The sequence below is a fragment of the Sinomicrobium sp. genome, from assembly GCA_029266035.1.
GTDB lineage: Bacteria > Bacteroidota > Bacteroidia > Flavobacteriales > Flavobacteriaceae > Sinomicrobium.
Map to the genome: position 1 here is coordinate 23,772 of JAJUFH010000007.1, position 21,550 is coordinate 45,321.

General features: G+C 43.5%; 18 protein-coding genes and 3 tRNA genes. 12 read left to right on the top strand and 9 right to left on the bottom strand.

Annotated features, from left to right (window positions below; all coding sequences use genetic code 11):
* Positions 1 to 48: 48 nt before the first annotated feature.
* The gene (locus tag ACYZZR_RS05430) at positions 49 to 1,752 is read right to left on the bottom strand and encodes a M23 family metallopeptidase (RefSeq protein WP_461532986.1); all 1,704 of its coding nucleotides are present in this window, start codon (positions 1,750 to 1,752) and stop codon (positions 49 to 51) included.
* 165 nt (positions 1,753 to 1,917) lie between these two features.
* Between ACYZZR_RS05430 and bshC the strand changes: the two genes are divergently transcribed.
* The 6 genes from bshC to ACYZZR_RS05460 all read left to right on the top strand — a co-directional run bounded on the left by bshC (position 1,918) and on the right by ACYZZR_RS05460 (position 11,468).
* On the top strand, positions 1,918 to 3,519 hold the full coding sequence (gene bshC / locus ACYZZR_RS05435) for a bacillithiol biosynthesis cysteine-adding enzyme BshC (RefSeq protein WP_461532987.1): 1,602 nt from the start codon (positions 1,918 to 1,920) through the stop codon (positions 3,517 to 3,519).
* A gap of 36 nt (positions 3,520 to 3,555) precedes the next feature.
* A complete protein-coding gene (locus tag ACYZZR_RS05440; protein ID WP_461532988.1) occupies positions 3,556 to 4,926 on the top strand; it encodes a pyridoxal phosphate-dependent decarboxylase family protein in 1,371 nt (456 codons plus the stop codon).
* A gap of 94 nt (positions 4,927 to 5,020) precedes the next feature.
* A complete protein-coding gene (gene guaA / locus ACYZZR_RS05445) occupies positions 5,021 to 6,550 on the top strand; it encodes a glutamine-hydrolyzing GMP synthase (protein ID WP_461532989.1) in 1,530 nt (509 codons plus the stop codon).
* 27 nt (positions 6,551 to 6,577) lie between these two features.
* Positions 6,578 to 8,476, top strand: coding sequence for a LysM peptidoglycan-binding domain-containing protein (locus tag ACYZZR_RS05450; protein ID WP_461532990.1), 1,899 nt, complete (start codon positions 6,578 to 6,580; stop codon positions 8,474 to 8,476).
* A gap of 72 nt (positions 8,477 to 8,548) precedes the next feature.
* Positions 8,549 to 8,953 (top strand): OsmC family protein, encoded by a 405-nt coding sequence (locus tag ACYZZR_RS05455; protein WP_461532991.1) that lies wholly within the window; start codon positions 8,549 to 8,551, stop codon positions 8,951 to 8,953.
* A 250-nt stretch (positions 8,954 to 9,203) separates the two neighbouring features.
* Entirely contained in the window at positions 9,204 to 11,468 is a 2,265-nt protein-coding gene (locus ACYZZR_RS05460; protein WP_461532992.1) for an aconitate hydratase, read from the top strand.
* A gap of 130 nt (positions 11,469 to 11,598) precedes the next feature.
* On the opposite strand, the gene ACYZZR_RS05465 is transcribed toward ACYZZR_RS05460, so the two are convergent.
* From ACYZZR_RS05465 to ACYZZR_RS05475, 3 genes are all read right to left on the bottom strand, one after another.
* Positions 11,599 to 11,682: transfer RNA gene (locus tag ACYZZR_RS05465), tRNA-Leu, on the bottom strand.
* A 12-nt stretch (positions 11,683 to 11,694) separates the two neighbouring features.
* A tRNA-Lys gene (locus tag ACYZZR_RS05470) sits at positions 11,695 to 11,767 on the bottom strand.
* Between the two features lie 64 nt (positions 11,768 to 11,831).
* Positions 11,832 to 11,904, bottom strand: a tRNA-Lys gene (locus ACYZZR_RS05475).
* Between the two features lie 176 nt (positions 11,905 to 12,080).
* Between ACYZZR_RS05475 and ACYZZR_RS05480 the strand changes: the two genes are divergently transcribed.
* Positions 12,081 to 12,596: a shikimate kinase gene (locus ACYZZR_RS05480; RefSeq protein WP_461532993.1), complete on the top strand. Its 516-nt coding sequence runs from the start codon at positions 12,081 to 12,083 to the stop codon at positions 12,594 to 12,596.
* 35 nt (positions 12,597 to 12,631) lie between these two features.
* Here ACYZZR_RS05480 and ACYZZR_RS05485 read toward each other — a convergent pair whose 3' ends face one another.
* Positions 12,632 to 13,135, bottom strand: a complete 504-nt coding sequence (locus tag ACYZZR_RS05485; protein ID WP_461532994.1) for a phosphoribosyltransferase family protein — start codon at positions 13,133 to 13,135, stop codon at positions 12,632 to 12,634.
* A 48-nt stretch (positions 13,136 to 13,183) separates the two neighbouring features.
* Positions 13,184 to 13,558, bottom strand: a complete 375-nt coding sequence (locus ACYZZR_RS05490) for an RNA-binding S4 domain-containing protein (protein WP_461532995.1) — start codon at positions 13,556 to 13,558, stop codon at positions 13,184 to 13,186.
* A gap of 77 nt (positions 13,559 to 13,635) precedes the next feature.
* Between ACYZZR_RS05490 and ACYZZR_RS05495 the strand changes: the two genes are divergently transcribed.
* Positions 13,636 to 14,340 (top strand): FKBP-type peptidyl-prolyl cis-trans isomerase, encoded by a 705-nt coding sequence (locus ACYZZR_RS05495; RefSeq protein WP_461532996.1) that lies wholly within the window; start codon positions 13,636 to 13,638, stop codon positions 14,338 to 14,340.
* An 81-nt stretch (positions 14,341 to 14,421) separates the two neighbouring features.
* On the opposite strand, the gene ACYZZR_RS05500 is transcribed toward ACYZZR_RS05495, so the two are convergent.
* The 3 genes from ACYZZR_RS05500 to ACYZZR_RS05510 are packed head-to-tail and all read right to left on the bottom strand — an operon-like array spanning position 14,422 to position 16,893.
* On the bottom strand, positions 14,422 to 15,018 hold the full coding sequence (locus ACYZZR_RS05500; RefSeq protein ID WP_461532997.1) for an outer membrane beta-barrel protein: 597 nt from the start codon (positions 15,016 to 15,018) through the stop codon (positions 14,422 to 14,424).
* Between the two features lie 51 nt (positions 15,019 to 15,069).
* Positions 15,070 to 16,023 (bottom strand): transketolase family protein, encoded by a 954-nt coding sequence (locus ACYZZR_RS05505; protein WP_461532998.1) that lies wholly within the window; start codon positions 16,021 to 16,023, stop codon positions 15,070 to 15,072.
* 24 nt (positions 16,024 to 16,047) lie between these two features.
* Positions 16,048 to 16,893 carry a transketolase gene (locus ACYZZR_RS05510; protein ID WP_461532999.1) on the bottom strand — a complete coding sequence of 282 codons (846 nt, stop codon included), beginning with the start codon at positions 16,891 to 16,893 and terminating at the stop codon, positions 16,048 to 16,050.
* A gap of 243 nt (positions 16,894 to 17,136) precedes the next feature.
* Between ACYZZR_RS05510 and tgt the strand changes: the two genes are divergently transcribed.
* The 4 genes from tgt (at position 17,137) to ACYZZR_RS05530 (ending at position 21,357) form a co-directional block, all read left to right on the top strand.
* Positions 17,137 to 18,267 carry a tRNA guanosine(34) transglycosylase Tgt gene (gene tgt / locus ACYZZR_RS05515; protein ID WP_461533000.1) on the top strand — a complete coding sequence of 377 codons (1,131 nt, stop codon included), beginning with the start codon at positions 17,137 to 17,139 and terminating at the stop codon, positions 18,265 to 18,267.
* 50 nt (positions 18,268 to 18,317) lie between these two features.
* Positions 18,318 to 19,394 carry an LptF/LptG family permease gene (locus ACYZZR_RS05520; protein WP_461533001.1) on the top strand — a complete coding sequence of 359 codons (1,077 nt, stop codon included), beginning with the start codon at positions 18,318 to 18,320 and terminating at the stop codon, positions 19,392 to 19,394.
* Positions 19,381 to 20,319: a DMT family transporter gene (locus tag ACYZZR_RS05525; RefSeq protein WP_461533002.1), complete on the top strand. Its 939-nt coding sequence runs from the start codon at positions 19,381 to 19,383 to the stop codon at positions 20,317 to 20,319. The genes ACYZZR_RS05520 and ACYZZR_RS05525 overlap by 14 nt, the downstream gene beginning before the upstream one ends.
* Positions 20,320 to 20,403: 84 nt before the next feature.
* Entirely contained in the window at positions 20,404 to 21,357 is a 954-nt protein-coding gene (locus ACYZZR_RS05530; protein WP_461533003.1) for an acetyl-CoA carboxylase carboxyltransferase subunit alpha, read from the top strand.
* The last annotated feature ends 193 nt before the right edge of the window (positions 21,358 to 21,550 follow it).

Genomic DNA, 21,550 nt, shown 5'->3' on the forward strand with positions numbered 1-21,550 from the left:
CAGAGTATAGCTGTGCTTTTTTGCAGAGATGCGGCAAAGGTAAAGCTTTTACTTTTTTGCCCGGTATAAGGTAGCGTTAAATATAGTGCTATTCCCCACTTTGTCGGTTACCTCGAGTTGGAGGTTGTGTTCGCTTTGGTCAAAAATGACATCGTCAAAATGATAGCTGAGCATATTTTGTTTTGGTTCGTACTCCATTAAAATCCACTTTCCATTGATGGTGGCTCGATACGAATCTATACCACTCAAAGGGTCGGAGATTTTTATTTTTAGGGTTCGATAGTTGGATACCCACTGTTTGTCTTTAAAGTTTACCGGATTTACCTCTGGCGGTGTGCTGTCTCTCACTATGCTATATATGCCGAGACTTCGGGTGTGGGTAGAAAAGGAATTTCCTCTTTTGTAGGTCTTTTGATACACTGGTTTCCCCCTGCTGTTGGTGTGGGCTATAAAGAGTTGTTTGCGCTCGTCTTCCGGGTATTCAGATACATCTATAGTGAGGGTGTAGTTGTCGTGTAGTGGAATTTCGGGATGATGTATGCGGTAGCTGTTGTCTCCCAGATCTTTCAAGTCGAGATAGAGATTGCTGTAACTGGTGTTAGCAGGGAAAAAGACGGTGGCTTTTCCCACAGTGTATATATTGTCTCTGTTTTTTTTAAGTTGATAGGGAGTGAACTTTTTTGTTACAGACTGTCGGATGTCTTCTTTTTTACCGGATAGGGGAATTTGAAGCGTGCTGCTGTTTCCTTCAAAATCACTCACTTTTATGGTGACATTGTAGTCGGCACCCTCTTCGATTTGTACAATGCCATTTTGCTGTTGTATGCTGTAAATGCCGAGTTTGTTTCCGTTGTCGATAAAGCACTTTTGTATGATTTGCCGTTTTTGGATATAGTGACTGTAGTCGATCATTGTCTTGATATAGCGCGTCTTGGCAAAAGAAAAGGTGTTGAAGCCGTAGGAGAGCCTTGGCTCTCCATTTACCGAAAGCTGAACCTTGTAGGCTCCGTTTTTGTTGTATGAATTGTCTTGACGGTCGAAGGTGCGTATACCGAAACCTATGGCTCCGAAGGCGGTGACCTTGTCGGCGAGTAATGTACCATCTGACTGCTTCGAAAAGCGAATGCGTATTGGATGTTGCGACTGGTTTACTCGGCTGCTGTCGCTAAGGGAATAGGCGTATAGCTCTTGGATAACAGGGGCTTGAGTATCTTTTACCTTCAGTCCGAATAAAAACGGATTGATGGGTTTTTCGGTTTTGCTGTCTCTTATTTCAAAGTGCAGATGTGGACCTCCACTGCTTCCGGTATTGCCGGTATAGGCGATGAAATCTCCTTTTTTTACCTGAAATTCCGAAGGGTCTGGGGTGAGGTCTATACTGTAACTTTCCTGTTTGTACTGCTGCTTTTTGACATAAGAATCTATAAGGGGATTGAATTGTTTTAAATGAGCATATACCGATGTATAGCCGTTGGGATGGGTGATGTAAAGCACTTTTCCGTATCCCCAAGGAGATATTCTTATGCGCGAAATATACCCGTCTGCAGCGGCATGAGCTTTTAGTCCTTCACGTTGTTGCGTTTTGAGATCAGCTCCGGCGTGAAAGTGGTCACCTCTGAGTTCGCCAAAAGTTCCCGAAGTGAGTAGGGGGATGTCGAGAGGTGATTGAAAATAGTTGTTTGGATAGGTTTTCTCTTGAGAAAAACTAGTTGAAATCGCCAGAAGAGCGAGTGCAAAATGGAATAATCGCATGGAACTTGTTGTTAGACTCGGCTAAAATAGTTAATACGACCAAAAGGGCAAAAATTATATGCTGTTGAGTGGGTGGTGGTATGCAGAAGACATCTTAACGTAATTTTTAGAAACGGTCTGCCAAAGAGTTTTATCTTTACATCTTCTAAAATTACAAGAGCAACTATGCCTTCAGAGTGTATTTCATTGAGAGAGACCGGATATTTTTCCGATTTGATATGTGATTATGTTGAAGAAAAAGAAGGGCTTACGCCATTTTATCACCGTTTTCCTAGCATTGAGTCTTTAGGAGAACAGATGAAAGAAAAAGGGGCTGCCTTTTCTGCGGAAGTGCGTGATGTACTTGTCGAAGCTTTAAAACGACAGTACAGCGGGGTGGAATTGTCGGCTGCCACAAAGGGCAATATTGACGCCTTGGCAGGTGGAGATACCTTTACGGTTACCACAGGTCATCAACTAAACCTCTTTACTGGGCCTTCTTATTTTCTCTATAAGATAGTGTCTACTATAAAACTGGCGCAGCGTTTGAATGAGACCTATCCCGATAAAAAAGTAGTTCCTGTATACTGGATGGCTACCGAAGATCACGACTTTGAGGAGATCAGCTATTTTAACTTTGACGGGAAGAAATTTAACTGGAACAGGGATTCTGGAGGGGCTGTAGGGAGATTTTCACCCAGTGGACTCGAGGAAGTTTTCCGCTTGTTTTCGGCCGAACTCGGACCGGGTATTTATGCCGACGAGCTCAGAACACTTTTCAAAGAGGCTTATCTGGGGCATGAAAACCTCGCAGAAGCCACCCGTTTTTTGGTCAATCAGCTTTTTGGGCGTTACGGACTGGTGATTGTCGACGGAGACGACAGCTCACTCAAGCGGCGTTTTGTGCCGTATATGGAGAGTGATCTTTTGGAACAGGTTGCTTACACTCAGGTGTCGCGCACTTCCGAAGAACTCAAAAATGCCGGCTATGGCGTTCAGGTAAATCCGAGGGAGATTAATCTCTTTTATCTGGGTGACGATTTTCGCGAACGTATAGAAGGTAGTGGAGACAACTACACTGTGGTAGGGACTGATATCACGTGGAGTAGAGATGAACTCTTAAAGCAGCTACGTGAAACTCCAGAACGCTTTTCTCCAAATGTGCTTATGCGCCCTTTGTATCAGGAAGTGGTGTTGCCCAATCTCTGTTATATAGGAGGAGGTGGTGAAATTGCCTATTGGTTGCAGATGAAAGATTTTTTCAATGCGGTAGAGGTGCCTTTTCCGGTGCTGTTGGTACGAAATTCGGTCTTGGTGGTCAGTGCTCGAGAGCGAGAAAAAATGAATCGACTCAATTTGCAATCGGCTTCACTCTTTATGGAGAGGGATGCTTTTATCAATAAGAGAGTTAGAGAAATCAGCGATATCGATATCGATTTTAGTCGGCAAAAAACTCATCTCAAACAACAGTTTGAAGCGCTGTACACTCTTGCAGAGCAGACCGACAAAAGCTTTTTGAATGCGGTAAAAGCCCAAGAGGTAAAACAGCTGAAAGGCTTGGCGCAACTGGAAAAGCGATTGCTCAAAGCACAGCGACGCAAACTTTCGGACCAGGTGGTGCGAATTACCGACTTGCAAGACGAATTGTTTCCGGGGCGATCACTACAGGAAAGAACAGTCAATTTTGCGTGGTTCTACCGCGAATACGGTAGCGGATTTATCGACTTGTTGAACGAGGTGTTAGAGCCGCTGCAAGGAGGATTTACGATATTGACTGTAAAAGAGTAGCTCCTCAATCACTATCTTTGCCGAAAAGAAAATACGATGCACAATATAGATATGGATGTGGTAGACATGACCCTAGATGTCATGAAATACGCCATAAACCGGATTACCCAAACATCACCCGAATTGGGCAAACCCAAAAAGGAGGAGGAGCTGCGAAAGCTGGTGGGAGAAACCATTACTGATGAAGGAATTGGAGGAGAGAAAGCCTTCCGTTTGTTCCGCGATGTGCTGGTCAAAGCTACGGTGCCTATAGATCATCCGAGACATTTGGCCTTTGTGCCGGCAGCGCCTACTCGCGCAGCGATTATGTTCGACCTCATTACTTCCGCGTCTAGTATACACGGCGCTTACTGGATGGAAGGTGCAGGAGGAATTTTCTGTGAAAATGAAGCTATGAGATGGCTGGTTTCCCTTACCGGTTTACCGGAAGGAGCCTTTGGGGTGTTTACCAGTGGAGGTACAGCAGCCAATTTATCGGCGATGGTTACAGCGAGAGAACATTGGAGAGCTTCTGAAAAACACACTCGAGATAGAGGGTTGATGATTACTTCTGTAGGGGCGCATTCTTCTATCAAGGCTATGGCCAAGGTGATAGATGTAGATGTGTATCTGGTGGATTCTGAAGACAGACTCTCGGGAGAAAGTTTGAAAGATGCTATAGCACAGCTTTCGGCAGAACAGCGAAGTCGCCTTTTTGCAGTGGTAGCCACAGGGGGTACCACCAATGCGGGGATTATCGACGATTTGGACGGAATTGCTGAGGTGTGTAGGCAAGAAGGATTGTGGTTTCACGTAGATGCCGCATACGGAGGAGGGGCTCTAGCTGCCGATTCGGTACGTCATCTCTTTTACGGTATAGAAAGAGCAAACAGCATTACTATAGACCCGCATAAGTGGTTGTTTTCGCCATACGATTGTGGTGCGGTGATTTACAAGAACCCCGAACTGGCTAGGAAAGCTCATTCTCAAGAAGGTTCTTACCTGGATATTTTTAAAGATGAAGGAGCTCAGGGGTTTAATCCTGCCGATTACCAGATACAGCTCACTAGGAGAGTTAGAGGACTTCCGTTGTGGTTCTCATTAGCTCTACACGGTACAAAGAAGTATAAGGAGGCAGTGGAGAGAGGGATTACACTGGCGAGAATGGCCGGCGAAATGATATCTAGTTATCCGCAACTCGAACTGGTCAGAGAACCTAGTTTGTCTTGCGTACTTTTTAGAAGAAAGGGGTGGACTCCCGACGATTATACACATTGGACTTATAAAAACCACAGAGACGGAGTGGCGCTGGTGACGCCTACCAAGTGGAAGACCGGAGATTTGTATGAGACCGTTGCTCGGTTTTGCTTTATCAATCCGGATACCACAGAAGAAGATATAAAGATCATCTTGGACACTATGGTCTGATACAGGGAGGATATTTGTTAGGCTTGTGAATAATTCCGCTAATGGAAATCCCCGATTTGAATTTGTTATTTGATATTTAGTAGTATTTTTGCGCATGCAACACGACGTACTTATTTTAGATTTCGGTTCGCAGTACACTCAACTCATCGCTCGCAGGGTTCGCGAGCTCAATATTTACTGCGAGATACATCCATTCAACAATTTGCCAGACGACATATCGCGTTACAAGGCAGTAATACTTTCAGGTAGTCCTTATTCGGTAAGGGGTGAAGATGCTCCACATCCCGATTTGTCGGAAATCAAAGGGAAGGTACCGCTCTTAGGCGTCTGTTACGGAGCCCAGTATCTCGCACATTTTGGAGGGGGAAGTGTAGAACCCTCGGAAACCAGAGAGTACGGCAGAGCTAAGCTCTCGTATATAGATGGAGACGAGCCTTTTTTTAAAGGGGTTTCTACGGGCTCACAAGTGTGGATGAGCCATAGCGATACCATAAAAAAACTCCCGGATAATGCGGTGAAGATGGCGAGTACTGCCGATGTGGACTACGCAGCTTATCGCATAGAAGGTGAAGATACCTATGCGATACAGTTTCATCCGGAAGTGTATCACTCGACAGACGGAAAGCAAATACTGGAAAACTTTTTGGTCGGAATTGCCGGAATTTCCCAATCGTGGACTCCGGATAATTTTGTAGATATGACCGTTGAGGCACTTCGCAAACAACTCGGAAACGACAAAGTGGTTCTCGCACTTTCGGGAGGAGTCGATTCGACCGTAGCTGCAGTGCTGTTGCACCGAGCTATAGGGGCAAATCTGCACTGTGTTTTTGTAAATAACGGTTTGCTTCGTAAAAACGAGTTCGATACTGTTTTGAAGCGATACGAAAATATGAACCTCAACGTAATAGGTGTAGATGCCTCCGATCGTTTTCTCAGTGCCTTGGCAGGAGTTAGCGATCCGGAGCAGAAACGAAAGATTATCGGTAGGACTTTTATAGAGGTATTCGACGATGAAGCTCACAAGATAAAAGATGTGAAATGGTTGGGGCAGGGAACCATCTATCCCGATGTGATAGAGTCGATTTCGGTAAACGGTCCTTCAGCTACCATAAAAAGTCACCACAACGTTGGGGGATTACCCGACTTTATGAAGCTCAAAGTGGTAGAACCCCTTCGTATGCTGTTTAAGGATGAGGTGAGAAGGGTAGGAGCTTCTATGGCTATCGATCCGGAACAATTGGGCAGACACCCCTTCCCCGGGCCAGGACTCGCCATACGTATTCTCGGAGATATCACTCCCGAAAAGGTGAGGATATTGCAGGAAGTAGACGATATTTTTGTAAGCGGACTCAAGAGCTGGGGATTGTATGACAAGGTGTGGCAAGCTGGAGCCATCTTGCTTCCGGTAAACTCTGTTGGGGTTATGGGCGACGAACGTACTTATGAAAAATGCGTGGCACTCAGGGCCGTAGAAAGTACAGATGGGATGACAGCCGATTGGGTTAATTTGCCTTACGACTTTTTGCAAAAGATTTCTAACGATATAATAAATAGGGTAAAAGGCGTTAATAGAGTAGTATACGATATAAGCTCTAAACCACCGGCTACCATAGAGTGGGAGTAAGCTCTGAAATGAATTAAATACAAGCAGATGAACAGAATTGTCACAGTTGTAGTGGTCTTCTTTTTGAGTGTGGTTGTACACGCGCAAGAATTTGATACCCACCCGGTAAAAAGAGGAGAAACACTGGAGAGTATAGCGAGAAAGTATCAGGTAGATATCTCAGATATAATCCGCCTCAATCCGGAGGTGAAGAACGGCTTGGTGATAAATTCTATTCTTATTATTCCCATTTCAGATCAGGCTAAAAAAGAGGGGCCTGAGATGATCCAAGAGGTGGTGTCTTTTATCACTCACAAGGTGAGACGCAAGGAAACTCTGTACAGCATTGCTCAGTTGTACAATATAGGGGTAGACGATATAAAGAGGTATAACAAGGAACTCTATGGACGACAGCTTAAGAAAAGGGAAAAAATACGTATTCCCCGCTATGAACGCAAAACTGTAGAGGTCTTTAAGGATATCGAACCTAACAATACGAAAATATATACCGTACAGGCCAGTGAAGGAAAATGGAGAGTGGCTTATAAACACGGTATTACTATTGAAGAATTGGAAAAACTGAACCCGGAAATGGGGGAGGTGTTAAAGCCCGGACAGGAGTTGTTGGTGCCCGATGCCACAGAGCAGCCGGAAAGGGAGATTGACGACGCACATAATTATTACGTAGTGCAACCCAAGGAAGGCTTTTACCGTCTGAAGGTAAAGCTGGGAGTGAGCCAACAAGAACTCGAAGCACTTAATCCCGAGCTCAAGGAAGATGGTCTGAAAGTGGGAATGATACTTAAATTGCCAAAAAATATTTCTGGGAATTTTGTGGTGGATGACGGGGTGGTGACCGAATCCTTTCATCTTGAAGACAGTATAGAAAGGGGAAAAACAGTAAATCTCGCTCTCGTACTTCCGTTGCGACTCAATGAAATGGGAGCTAGTGAAGATTATACAGATAAACTAAAGGGAAGTAAATTGCTCAGTCGTACACTCGATTTTTATACTGGTGCCTTGGCTGCACTGGATACAGCTCGACAATTGGGGGTATCGGTAAACCTCGACGTGCTTGATGGTAGAGGAAATATGACAGGAGTTGGTGGATTGTTGGCTGCCAAGCAATTTAAAACTTCCGACGCTATTATCGGACCCTTTATAGCCAAAGCTTTTGACCAGGTCAGTTCCGGTGTAAAACACACCCCTGTCTTTTTGCCTTTTTCAGGTGATATAAAAGCCGCATCAAATGTTTTTCAAACAGTGCCAGACGACAATGTGCTAAGAGAAAAAATGCTTAATTTTCTCAGAGCTGGAAGTGAAGGTAAACAGCATGTCATTATCGCGGATTCTAAAAACGCGGCTGCATTGGCGAGTTTAAAGCAAGTATTGCCGGGTGCAAAAGTGCTCTCTCCTACCGAAGACAAATACATTCGATTGGACGATCTTAAAAAGTTGCTCAGCAATACTTTGGAAAATAGAGTTATCGTAGAGACCAACGATATTGTCTTGCTGACCAATATAACCGGAATACTGAACTCTGCCCGATCTGACGAACATAAAATTGTGATGTACACTACAAAAAAGGGAAGTGCATACGAGGCAGAGAGTATTTCCAATTTTTATTTGGCAAATCTCCACTTCCACTATCCGGCAGTAGATAAAATGTCGTCGGAGAACAGCACCTTCTCGCAAGCTTATGAGAGGAAATTCGGAATCTCTCCAAACCGGTATGCCGTAAGGGGATATGACCTCACTCTCGATGTCATTTTGAGATTGGCGTACAACAAAGACCTGTTTGACACCGTATCGGAGATCGGTGAAACTCAATATGTGGAGAACAAGTTTAAATATCACGAGAAAGCGAATGGAGGGGGCTATTACAATAACGGAGCCTATATAGTGAGGTATACGGATAATTTGGAAATAGAAGAGGCTAAGAATTAAAGTTGAACAGATGAGAGAGTGGGCTAATCAACGAATGCCCAATGCCGAAGCGCTTGAATAACGAGATTGTTTATGACATCAAAGGTAATTTATCAAGGAGAACTGCGTACTTCCTGTGAGCATATCGCTTCGGGAAATACTTTTGTAACCGATGCGCCTACTGACAACAACGGGAGAGGAGAAGCCTTTTCTCCTACCGATACGGTTGCCACAGCACTGGCGAGTTGCATGCTTACTGTAATGGGAATCAAAGCCCGCGAACTGGAGGTAGACTTAGCCGGAACAGAGGCGGAAGTAACCAAAACAATGTCGGCCGGACCGAGAAGGATATCGGGGATTAAAGTGGTGTTTAATTTCAATACAAACCCGGGAGACAAAGCCCAAAAAATACTCGAAAACACAGCGCGCACCTGTCCGGTGCATTACAGCTTGCACCCGGATATCGAAAGAGAAATTGTGTTTCAATGGCCGGACTGATAGCACAGTCCGATTTTCTTTTATTATCTCTTTATAAATAAAATCAATAAGTTGTTTTTGACCGGGTGAAAGCTCTGTTATTAACAACTTTGTATTTTTATAGCTTAAAAATGCTGAATGTGTAAAAATAAAAGGGTTTTAGTTGTAAATGCTGAGAATTATTCGTTATATAAAAGCATATATTAAAAACTTTCAAAAGTGTTGGCGGTTTCGTACATTTGCTGGACTTTCAAAATAAAAAATATAAACGATGGCTTTTGATATTGATATGATTCAAAAGGTCTATGCGGAAATGGCTGAAAGGGTAAATAGTGCCCGAAAGCTTGTTGGAAAGCCCTTGACCTTAGCTGAAAAGATTTTATATGCTCACCTGTGGGATAATATTCCCGAAAAAGCATTTGAGAGAGGTGTGGATTACGTAGATTTTGCTCCAGATAGGATAGCCTGTCAGGACGCTACTGCTCAGATGGCACTGTTGCAGTTTATGCGTGCTGGAAAACCCAAAGTTGCAGTGCCTACTACAGTGCATTGCGATCACCTGATTCAGGCAAAAGTAGGGGCAGACAAAGACCTTAAACGAGCCAATGAAACCAGTAATGAGGTGTTTGATTTTCTCGGATCGGTATCCAATAAGTACGGAATTGGTTTCTGGAAGCCGGGTGCAGGGATTATTCACCAGGTAGTACTCGAAAATTACGCCTTCCCCGGAGGTATGATGATCGGGACGGATTCGCATACCGTTAATGCCGGAGGATTAGGTATGATTGCTATTGGTGTGGGTGGAGCTGACGCTGTAGACGTTATGGCTGGAATGCCGTGGGAATTGAAGTTTCCTAAACTGATAGGAGTAAAACTCACCGGAAAGCTTTCCGGATGGACCGCTCCAAAAGATGTAATACTTAAAGTGGCGGGAATCCTCACCGTAAAAGGAGGGACAGGAGCCATCATAGAATATTTTGGAGAAGGTGCCGAAGCTATGTCTTGTACAGGTAAGGGAACCATCTGTAATATGGGAGCTGAGGTAGGAGCTACTACTTCTACTTTTGGATACGACGCCTCTATGGATCGCTACTTGAGGTCTACCGGACGTGCCGATGTTGCCGATGCGGCAAATGCCGTTAAAGAACACCTTACCGGTGATGCTGAAGTTTACGCAAATCCGGAGCAGTATTTCGATCAGGTAATCGAGATTAACCTCAGCGAATTGGAACCTCACTTAAACGGCCCTTTTTCACCGGACCTCGCTACGCCTATTTCAAAAATGAAAGAAGCGGCAAAAGAGAACGACTGGCCGCTTAAAGTGGAATACGGACTGATAGGATCTTGTACAAACTCTTCTTATGAGGATATTTCCAGAGCGGCATCTTTGGCTAAACAGGTGTCTGATAAAAAGCTCAAAACAAAATCGAATTTTACCATAACTCCTGGTTCTGAACAGGTGCGCTACACCATAGAAAGGGACGGGTTTATCGATACTTTTGATAAAATCGGAGCTACGGTATTTGCCAATGCTTGCGGACCGTGTATCGGGATGTGGGATAGAGAAGGAGCGGAGAAGGAAGAGCGCAATACCATAGTGCATTCATTTAACAGAAACTTTGCCAAGCGAGCGGATGGTAACCCTAATACTCTAGCATTTGTAGGATCGCCGGAATTGGTTACCGCAATTGCTATTTCCGGTAGACTCGATTTTAATCCGCTAAAAGACAAGCTGATCAATGAAGACGGAGAGGAAGTAATGCTCGATGAACCGAGAGGTTACGAATTGCCACCTGAAGGTTTTGCAGTTGAGGATGCAGGTTACCAAGCTCCTGCAGAAGATGGTAGTGGTGTCGATGTAGTGGTTTCACCTACTTCAGAACGCTTGCAGTTGCTGTCGCCTTTTGAGCCCTGGGATGGTAAAAACATTACAGGTGCCAAATTGCTGATCAAAGCTTTTGGAAAATGTACTACCGATCATATCTCTATGGCGGGACCATGGTTGCGCTATCGCGGACACTTAGACAATATTTCCAACAACTGTTTGATAGGTGCAGTCAATGCCTATAACAAAAAGACTAATTTCGTAAAAAACCAGCTTACTGGTGAGTACGGCGGAGTGCCAGATACTCAAAGGGCTTATAAAGCTGCAGGAGTACCTACTATTGTAGTGGGCGACCACAACTATGGAGAGGGGTCTTCTAGAGAACACGCTGCGATGGAGCCTCGCCACTTGGGGGTGAAAGTAGTACTGGTGAAATCGTTTGCCCGTATTCACGAAACCAATCTCAAAAAACAGGGAATGCTGGCACTTACCTTTGCCAACGAGGCCGATTACGATTTGATTCAAGAGGACGATACCTTTAATTTGATCGATCTCGAAGCCTTTGCTCCCGGTAAACAGATTACTATAGAGATTGTTCACAAAGACGGAAGTAAAGATGTAATCAAAACAAATCACAGCTATAACGAAGGACAAATAGGCTGGTTTAAAGCCGGTTCTGCACTTAACCTTATCGCTGCGGGGAAAGCTTAATAACATCGTTTATAGACGCAGAAAAGGCCACCAGAGTATTTTTTTGGGTGGCCTTTTTTGTATAGCTCTTTTAGGGTGAGACAATCTTGTAATAAAAAAGGCGATACATTTGCTGTACCGCCTTTTAAAGTGCTCACGACTGGAGTCGAACCAGCACGTCCAAATGGACACCACCCCCTCAAGATGGCGTGTCTACCAATTCCACCACGTGAGCTTACATGATGTGTGACCTGGCTGGGGCTCGAACCCAGGACCCTCTCCTTAAAAGGGAGATGCTCTACCAACTGAGCTACCAGGTCGTAAGATTAAATTATTAAAAAAGAACACTCATCAAAAACGCCGAATCGTTTGATGATAATAATGTGACCTGGCTGGGGCTCGAACCCAGGACCCTCTCCTTAAAAGGGAGATGCTCTACCAACTGAGCTACCAGGTCTTGAAACAAAACGGTTTAAACATTAAAATACCTTCTTGTATGAAGGTAAACCTCCTTTTCGGTAGGCGGGTGCAAATATAAGAGCAATTATTTATTTTTCAAGCTGATTTTGATATAAATTTGTCTTTTTTTTACGAGAGTAATATAACGTATTGTTTTTAAATAAATTAAAGTATATGGTGCTTGTATTGATAGGATATATGGGGAGTGGGAAAAGTGCAGTAGGCAGAGAACTGGCTGAAAAACTGTCTTTAAAATTTGTAGATCTGGACGATTTTATAGAGGAAAAGGAAGAAAAATCTATCTCGAGTATTTTCTCTGAGAAAGGGGAGATATACTTTAGGAAAGCCGAGAGTCGCTATATGGAAATATTGCTCACTAATGCAGAAGATACCGTCGTAGCACTGGGTGGGGGTACTCCTTGTTACGGTAGGAATACGGATGTTTTGCTAGAACTTACGGCCAATGTTTTCTATTTGAAGGCATCGGTAGGGGAGCTCGTTAAGAGGTTGAGTAGGGAAAAACAACATCGTCCATTGCTACAACGTCTTTCCGAGGAAGAGCTGGAAGATTTTATTCGCAAGCATCTCTTTGAACGCAATGCGTACTATCTAAGGGCGCCTCATATCGTTGAAGTTGACGGCAAGACAATTTCGGAAATAGTCGACGACATCGCATCGCGTATTTCCTGATATCCTTGCTTCCAGTTATATTTTTAGCTTTGGTGTTAGCGCAGATAAGCTACATTTCCGCTATCGGAAAACTCTACATTCACGTGTTCTTGTAGGGAAGTAGACAGTGAAATTCCTTTGAAATCGGCCTTTACAGGATAGCGCTTGTGATTGCGATCTACCAGTACGGCAGTCTTTAATTTTTTTAACGGAACGTTGAGAAAGTGCTTTATTCCATATATCAGGGTAGAGCCTGAGTTGAGTACATCGTCTACCAAAACAACGGCTTTGTCTCGATAGACTTCTTCAGAAAGTGAAGTGCTTATAGGGTTGGTCGGAGTTTTTTTGTCGATACGCACTTCACAAAGACTTACGGGAATATCTGAAATCTCAGAAAATACCCCTGCAATTTTTTCAGCCAAGGTGAGTCCACCCGAAACTATTCCAGCGATGATAATTTCGTCTTCATCGACAAAGGTCTCGTATATCTGGTATGCGATCCTTTTTACTTTGTGTTCTATTTCTTCGTGGCTCAGTATTTTATTTTCAACAGTGGTCATAACTCCTATTTGAAATTCCTATACAAAGGTATTGATTAAAACGGAATTTTAATCGGGCTCTTCATCGAGAAAGTCATCAATATCTCTTCTGTCTTTTTTGGTGGGTCTGCCAGTTCCTTTTTTTCGGTAGTAATCTTTGGCGTATTTGAGCAATTCTATATTTTCGAAAGCTTCTTTCGGAGTGGTATCGGTACGGTATATATCGGTTAGTTTTGCACCTACCCTGCTCTGCGGAATATCGAGTACGGTGAGCTGGTAGTCAATCTGGTTTTTCCGCAAAACAATCTTGTCGCCCGGATATACTTCTCGTGAAGGCTTTACCTTCTGCCCGTTGATTTCTATATGTCCCTTTTTACAGGCTTCGGTGGCTATATTTCTGGTCTTGTAGTAGCGCACACACCACAAATACTTGTCGATACGCATGAGAAAAGGAAAATCTACATTAATTAATAAAACAAATGTACAGAAAATTGTATCTTGCGCATTCAATTTTTTGAACAATGATGAAGATTAATAGATTAGGTTTGGCAGTGGTTGGAACGCTAACCCTGTTGTATTCCTGTAAAAAAGACGACGACGGAGGTCGGATAGAAGTGAGAGACCCTGTAGAAGTGGAAGCCGAGAACGATAGTGATATCAGAGATTATCTCAGCACGCATTTTTACAATTACGAAGAGTTTGAAGCTGCAGCTTCTGGTGAGCTGGAAGATTTTGATTATAAAATAGTAATAGATTCTATCGGTGGGGAAAACAGCGATAAGATTCCGTTAATCGATCAGGTAAAAGATACCGTTATTCCGATTGAAATCGGCGAGGACGAACCTCTAGATCACAAGATGTATTACCTGGTAGCACGACAGGGAGATCAGGAAGCTCCTGAAAAAACAGATTCAGCCTTAGTGAGATATAAAGGATTCCGTTTGAACGATGCGGTTTTCGATCGCAGTAATGTTCCTGTGTGGTTTGATTTGAACAATGTGGTACAAGGTTTTTCTGAATTTATGCCCTATTTAAAATCTGGTGGAGAGATTATTGTTGACGAAGAAGACGGGACGTATCTTTATTCAGGAAACTACGGTGTTGGCTTGGTCTTTATGCCGGCTGCATTGGGGTATTATACCGGACAGGGAAGCATCCCTTCATATTCTCCCATTGCCTTTAGCATAGAGCTCTTCCGTGTGAGGGAAGGAGAAGCTGAGGAGTAGTAGAGAAAAATTTTTAAAATAAAAAAAAGCGACCGGTTTTGTACCGGTCGCTTTTTTTGTTTAGAGTTCTTCGTTCTGTCTTTAAAACTTATAAGAGAGCCCAAAGATGACCTGGTTTGGCCTGCTGTCTATCTTTAGGTTTTCGCTGTTGTTTCGCACTATATCGGCTTCGGAGTTTGACAGTCCCCTTTCCCATCGTACGTCGAGCCCTAGGCTCCCTAATTCTACGCCCAGCCCCATTTGCATGCCGAGCGTAAAGCCGTCGGTATCGACATCTTCTATATCGTCGACATCGAAATCGGAGTCTACTACAAATTGGAATGAGGGTCCGATAAAGGCGTGTGCAAATCCGAGAAATTTTTTCCCTACCAAAATGGGTACATCCAGTTTTTGCAGATCAAAATTGCCGCGTTGTCCGCCAAATTCGTATTGGCTGCTAATTTGGGTGTACATAAACTCAGGGCGTACATACAATCCGATAATCGGGACATTACCTCTGAGCCATACTCCTACGTGATATCCTGCTTTTCCTTTACCTCCGGAGAGAACATCAGAAGCTTGATCTTTTAGTTTACCTGTCTTGTTGTAGTTAAATCCAGCTTTTACTCCAAAGTCTATCTGAGAATATCCGGCAGCATATACCAGTAGCGCAGCAATAATCAAAAGTGTTTTTTTCATAGGTACAGTTTAAATTCCCCGGATGATTTCTCAGTCCGGGGAGGTGTTCTGTTATTTTCTTTTCAGTACCTTTTCAACGGCATTTACAATAGCTTTATTGTTCAGACCGTATTTTTCCATCAGTTGAGCAGGAGTACCACTTTCTCCGAAAGAATCTTTTACAGCTACAAATTCCTGTGGTACGGGACGGTTTTGAGCAAGTACTCTGGATACACTTTCTCCGAGTCCGCCGTAGTAATTGTGTTCTTCTGCAGTGACGATACATCCGGTTTTGGCTACAGAATCCAAAATAGCTTTTTCGTCCAAAGGCTTGATGGTGTGAATATCTATGACTTCTACAGAGATTCCGCGATTTTCGAGGGCTTCTGCTGCTATAAGAGCCTCCCATACCAAATGGCCGGTAGCTACGATGGTTACATCGGTACCTTCGTTGAGCATCAGCGCTTTTCCAATTTCAAATTTCTGATCTTCGGGAGTAAAGTTGGCCACGGCAGGACGTCCGAAACGGAGGTATACAGGCCCTTCGTGCTCGGCGATGGCAATGGTAGCCGCTTTGGTCTGGTTGTAGTCGCAGGGGTTGATCACTGTCATTCCGGGCAACATTTTCATCAGTCCGATGTCTTCTAATATCTGGTGAGTAGCCCCGTCTTCACCTAGGGTGAGTCCGGCATGAGAAGCACATATCTTTACATTTTTGCCAGAGTAGGCAATAGATTGCCGTATTTGATCGTATACCCTTCCGGTAGAGAAATTGGCAAAGGTACCGGTAAACGGAATTTTTCCCCCTATGGTAAGTCCGGCCGCAATACCCATCATATTGGCTTCGGCTATACCCACCTGAAAGAAGCGCTCTGGATTTTCATCGATAAATTCTTGGATTTTTAGCGATCCAATAAGGTCGGCACATAGGGCTACCACATTGGGATTAGTTCGCCCGAGAACCGTCATTCCCGCACCGTATCCACTTCTGGTGTCTTTTTTTCCTGTATCTGTATATTTTTTCATTTCAGTTTTCTGTTTTGTGGATGATTAATAATCCCCCAAGGTTTCGGGATTTTGCGCCAGTGCCTTTTCGAGTTGCTCGTCGTTTGGCGCTTTTCCGTGCCATGCATGAGTGTGCATCATAAAATCAACTCCATGTCCCATTACGGTATGTAGCAATACACAAACCGGTTTGCCTTTTCCCGTTCTGTTTTTAGCCTCTTTCAATCCCTTGATCACCGCTTCGATATCGTTTCCGTTTTCAACTTCCAAAACATCCCATCCGAATGCTTCGAACTTAGCTCTGAGATCTCCCAGTGGTAATACGTCGTCTGTGGCTCCGTCTATCTGTTTTCCGTTGTAGTCTACCGTTGCGATATAGTTGTCTACCTTGTTTCCGGAGGCATACATAATGGCTTCCCAATTTTGCCCTTCTTGAAGTTCTCCATCGCCGTGCAAACTGTACACCAAATGCTCGTCTTTGTTGAGCTTTTTAGCCAGTGCAGCGCCTATGGCAACCGACATTCCTTGTCCGAGAGAACCTGAAGCGATGCGTATTCCTGGCAGCCCTTCGTGTGTGGTAGGGTGGCCTTGCAATCGGGAATCGATCTTGCGGAAGGTGTTGAGTTCTTTTACCGGAAAATATCCTCTTCTAGCTAGTACACTGTAGTATACCGGAGAGATATGCCCATTAGAGAGAAAGAAGAGATCTTCTCCTATACCGTCCATGTCGAACTGATCGTTCAGTTCCATAATTTCGTTGTACAAAGCCACAAAAAATTCTGTACACCCTAAAGAACCTCCTGGATGTCCAGAATTTACTTGGTGTACCATTCGCAGTATATCTCTGCGAACCTGCGTTGCTAAGTCGTTTAGTTGTTGAATATTAGACATTTTGATGAGTTGAATTAATTCCCGGCAAAAATAGCCTTAAAAAAGTATCCCTCAAAGGATTTCTAGGTTAGATTGAGTGCTTTGAACAATAATTTTCCGGTTTTTATTTTATTTTATTTGAAATTGTGGGCGAAAAGTGTAGTGGACAATAGTCACTAAAAAAGTATCTGTTGTAATGAGAAAGAGTTGACTTCTCATTTGTGCATAATCTGTATCTTTGCCGCCTGATTGAATTTGTTTTATATGGAGTTTGAGTTATTGGCGAAAGATCCTGGTAGCAAGGCCAGAGCTGGGAAGATTACCACGGCACACGGGGTGATAGAAACCCCTATTTTTATGCCCGTAGGTACTGTGGCATCGGTAAAGGGGGTGCACCAGCGCGAACTGAAGGAAGATATCAATCCAGATATTATTCTCGGGAATACCTACCATTTATATCTCAGGCCACAGACCGATATTCTTGAAAAAGCCGGAGGACTACACAAGTTTATGGGATGGGATAGAAATATACTGACCGATAGTGGTGGGTATCAGGTGTATTCGCTTTCTGCCAATAGGAAGATCAAGGAAGAGGGAGTTAAATTTAAGTCGCATATCGATGGCTCTTACCATTTTTTCTCACCAGAAAGGGCTATGGAGATACAGCGAAGCATAGGAGGAGATATCATTATGGCGTTTGACGAATGTACGCCCTATCCCTGCGATTACAACTATGCCAAACGCTCTATGCATATGACTCACCGTTGGCTGGATCGCTGTATAGCACACCTCGGGAAGGTGCCGGAAAAATACGATTACAGCCAATCTCTTTTTCCCATTGTTCAGGGGTCGGTATACAAAGATTTGAGAAGGCAGTCGGCAGAATACATTGCAGAAGCAGGTGCCGAGGGCAATGCCATAGGCGGTCTTTCGGTAGGAGAACCGGCAGAAGAGATGTACGCTATGACCGAAGTGGTCTGCGATATACTTCCCACCGACAAGCCGCGTTATCTTATGGGAGTGGGGACACCGGCCAATATTCTCGAGAATATAGCTCTTGGGGTAGATATGTTTGACTGTGTGATGCCCACCCGAAATGCTCGTAACGGAATGTTGTTTACGGCCAATGGCATTATCAATATCAAAAACAAGAAATGGGAGGACGATTTTTCTCCCGTAGACGAAATGGGTATTACTTTTGTAGACGCCCAATATTCTAAAGCTTATTTGAGACATCTTTTTGCTGCCAATGAATTTCTCGGTAAGCAAATCGCGACCATTCACAACCTCGGGTTTTACCTGTGGCTTGTGAGAGAAGCCAGAAAACATATTCTGGAAGGAGATTTTAACAACTGGAAAAACGTGATGGTGAGGAAACTCACAGAACGATTGTAATGAGGGATGAGCGCTTGTCAGTATCGGAGATTTAAACTGAATTTATTCGCATGAAGATATTAGACTGGTATATCATAAAAAGATACTTGGGAACTTTTACGGTAATGTTGTTGCTGTTTATTCCCATAGGTATTATGATCGACCTTTCAGAAAAGGTGGGCAAAATGATAGAGCAGGAGGCTCCTACTGCGGAAATTGTAAAATACTATATCAATTTTACCTTTTATTTTGCCAATCTCTTGTTTCCCATTTTTCTGTTTTTGTCTATAATTTGGTTTACCTCCAAACTTGCCAACAATACCGAGATTACGGCTATACTGAGTTCGGGGGTTCCCTATACCCGATTTTTGAGACCTTATCTGCTAGGGGCAGCTGTTGTGGCTATGATAGCCTTTGTAATGGGAATGTTTATCGTTCCTGAAGCCAGTAAGGGGTATAAAGAGTTTTATTATAAATATCTCAAAAGAGGAGCACAAGACAGACAGACCACCAATTTGTACAATCAGATCAACGACAACGATTTTATTTATGTGAGCAGTTTTGATCCGAAAAATAAAATAGGGTACAATTTTACTCTCGAACACTTTGAAGGTGAGCAGCTTATCTATAAATTGTCGGCTAGAAATATACGGTGGGTAGAAAATGACAGTGTGTACCGCTTGTCGTCTTATGTAAAACGGGAGATAGGTCCTGAAGATGATATACTGCATAAAGAAAGTAGATTGGATACCTTATTCGAATTTAATCTAGACGACCTTACCCCGGTATCTTATATCGCGGAGACCAAAAATCTTTTTGAGCTCAACGATTTTATTGAAAAGGAACAAAAGAAAGGATCGTCTAATATCAACACCTACCTTTTGGTCAAGTACAAACGCTGGGGTCTGCCGGTTTCGGCTTTTATACTTACCATTATTGCGGTGGCGGTATCCTCGAGGAAGAAACGAGGTGGGATGGGAGTCAATCTCGCTTTGGGGATTGCCCTGGCATTTATATTCATTTTTTTCGATAGAATATTCGGAACTATGGCAGAGCAGTCGGGCTTTTCGCCCTTTCTTGCTGCTGCTGTGCCTAACCTCATATTTGGTGTACTTGCTATTTATCTGCTGAACAATGCTAAACGATAATCAGAAAAACCATCTCCACCTTCATTTTGTAGTCTTTATTTGGGGGTTTACGGCCGTGTTGGGAGCGCTTATTACCGTCGATGCCATACCTTTGGTGTGGTATCGCATGCTGTTAGCAGTAGCCTTTGTAGGGATGTATATGGGATACAACAAGCTTTCGTGGCGCGTTTCTCGAAAGGCATTGCTGGGTTTTATACTGGCCGGAATAGTACTGGCATTACATTGGGTGCTGTTTTTTACAGCCATCAGATGGTCTAATGTTTCCGTGACTCTAGCTACCATATCAACAGGAGCTCTGTTTACAGCCATACTGGAGCCTATTTGGTATCGAAGGAAGCCTATTTGGTATGAAATGGCTTTGGGACTGGTGGTGATTTTCGGTCTCTATCTTATTTTTCGAGTAGAATCGTCGTATGTAGAAGGCATATTGTTAGCCTTGCTGGCAGCACTGTTGTCGTCCATCTTCTCATTGTTGAACGGCAAGTTTGCAAAACAGTACCGCCCTTCGGTAATCTCTTTTTACGAATTGCTCGCAGGAGTACTCTTTTTGTCGGTGGTACTTCCCGGTGATATTTTTACTGGAGATTTCTTTGTCTTATCTGTTTCAGATTGGATTTACCTGCTTGTTCTGGCTTCTGTATGTACGGCCTATGCTGTGATTTCGTCGGTAAAAGTGATGAAGCATCTCAGTCCGTACACGGTGATGCTCACTATTAATATGGAGCCTGTTTACGGTATATTATTAGCTTTTTTTGTGTTGGGGGATTCAGAGAAAATGAGTTCCGGCTTTTATATAGGAGGTATCATTATTTTATCGACAGTAGTGGGAAACGCTATTCTTAAACAGCGCGATAATGTGAAAAAGAGGAAAGGATTGGGAGGTGATAAAAATATGGGAGGCTCTCCGGGAATGGGAGTGTGTTGATATTATAAATCGCAACCAATGGTAAAACAGACACAAAAAAATGCTTAAGTTTGTAGGCTCAATTAAATCAAAATATAAGAGATAATGGAATATCTGGATTTTGAACTACCCATCAAAGAGTTGGAGGAACAGTTGTCCAAATGCCGCGTTATTGGAGAAGAGAGTGATGTGGATGTTACCGAGACTTGCAAGCAGATAGATAAAAAGCTGGCACAGACCAAAAAGGATATATACAAGAATTTAACGGCATGGCAGCGGGTGCAGTTATCGCGTCACCCTTCGCGTCCGTACACCCTCGATTATGTCAGGGCGATATGTGGAGATACCTTTTTGGAACTTCACGGCGATCGCACTGTAAAAGACGACAAAGCGATGATAGGGGGGCTCGGTAAGATAGAGGGCCAGAGTTTTATGATTATCGGTCAGCAGAAGGGATACAATACCAAAACCCGACAGTACAGAAATTTTGGAATGGCCAATCCCGAAGGTTATCGCAAAGCCTTGCGGCTGATGAAAATGGCAGAAAAATTCGGTTTGCCGGTGGTAACTCTTATAGATACTCCCGGTGCCTATCCCGGAATTGAAGCAGAAGAGCGTGGACAAGGAGAAGCTATTGCCCGAAATATACTGGAAATGACTCGCCTCAAAGTGCCTGTTATAGTTGTGATTATAGGAGAAGGAGCTTCTGGAGGAGCTCTCGGAATAGGTGTGGGAGACAGAGTACTCATGTTGGAAAACACTTGGTATTCGGTGATATCGCCAGAATCCTGTTCGTCTATACTGTGGCGTAGTTGGGAATACAAAGAACAAGCGGCCGAGGCATTAAAACTCACGGCTAAGGATATGAAAAAATTACACCTCGTAGACGATATCATTAAAGAACCCCTTGGAGGTGCCCATTCAGATAGGGAAACTACCTTTAAAACCGTTGCTCAAGCTATTATTGAGAACTATGAAGACCTTAAAAAGCTGAGCCCGGAAGAGTTGGTAGAAGAACGTATGGACAAATATTCCAGAATGGGAGTGTACAAAGACTGAGTACTTTAAAATATTAACTTTTCATCTCGGGTGAATATCCGAGAAAACAGATAAACCGGGGTAGTGAGCTTCGGTTTTTTTTACGTTATGAACATAAAGTTGTAACTTGTTAACACCTTAAATGTTTATTAGCTGGTGATATTAATTATCCTTTTTTAGGGTGAGTTGAAATTGCATTTTTTACATTCGCATC